The organism is Paraburkholderia bengalensis, assembly GCF_037126505.1.
Lineage (GTDB): Bacteria > Pseudomonadota > Gammaproteobacteria > Burkholderiales > Burkholderiaceae > Paraburkholderia > Paraburkholderia bengalensis.
The window spans coordinates 1-1167 of sequence record NZ_JACFYJ010000259.1; the positions used below are offsets into that span (position 1 = coordinate 1).

Consider the following 1167-nt stretch of genomic DNA (forward strand, 5'->3'; position numbering starts at 1 on the left):
TGGTTCGGCGCGGACGTGATCAAGGTGGAGCGTGCGGGCGCGGGCGACATCACGCGCGAGCAGCTGCGCGACGTGCCCGACGCCGACAGCCTGTACTTCACGATGCTCAACCACAACAAGCGCTCGGTGACCATCGACACGAAGAACCCCGAGGGCAAGCTCGTGCTCGAGGCGCTGATCCAGAAGTGCGACGTGCTGGTGGAGAACTTCGCGCCCGGCGCGCTCGACCGCATGGGCTTTACGTGGGAGCGCATCCAGGAGCTGAACCCGAAGATGATCGTCGCGTCGGTGAAGGGCTTCGGGCCCGGACCGTACGAGGACTGCAAGGTCTACGAGAACGTCGCGCAGTGCGTGGGCGGCGCGGCCTCCACCACGGGTTTCGACGACGGCCCGCCCGTGGTGACGGGCGCGCAGATCGGCGACAGCGGCACGGGCCTGCACCTGGCGCTGGGCATCGTCACGGCGCTGTATCAGCGCACGATGACGGGGCGCGGCCAGAAGGTGCTCGCGGCGATGCAGGACGGCGTGCTGAACCTGTGCCGCGTGAAGCTGCGCGACCAGCAGCGGCTGGAGCGCACGGGCGTCATGAAGGAATATCCGCAGTATCCGAACGGCACCTTCGGCGAGGCGGTGCCGCGCGCGGGCAACGCGTCGGGCGGCGGCCAGCCGGGCTGGATCCTGAAGTGCAAGGGCTGGGAGCACGACCCGAACGCGTACATCTACTTCATCACGCAGGCGCCCGTGTGGGCGAAGATCTGCAACGTGATCGGCAAGGAAGAGTGGGCAACCGACCCCGAGTACGCGACGCCCAACGCGCGCCTGCCGAAGCTCAAGGAAATCTTCGCGGAGATCGAACGCTGGACGATGTCGAAGACCAAGTTCGAGGCGATGGAGATCCTGAACAGGTACGACATACCGTGCGGCCCGATCCTGTCGATGAAGGAAATCGCCGAAGACGAATCGCTGCGCAAGACGGGCACGATCGTCGAGGTGGATCACCCGGTGCGCGGCAAGTATCTGACGGTGGGCAACCCGATCAAGCTGTCGGACAGCCCGACGGACGTCACGCGCTCGCCGCTGTTGGGCGAACACACGGACGAGGTGATGGCCGAACTCGGCTATTCGCCCGCGCAGATCGACGCGCTCAAGGCGTGCGGCGCGATCTGA

1 protein-coding gene is annotated in these 1167 nt (G+C 66.4%); it reads left to right on the forward strand.

The window, feature by feature from the left end; all coding sequences use genetic code 11:
• The coding region (frc, locus tag H3V53_RS43105) for a formyl-CoA transferase (protein WP_336603028.1) at positions 1-1167 on the forward strand (1167 nt) is incomplete at its 5' end.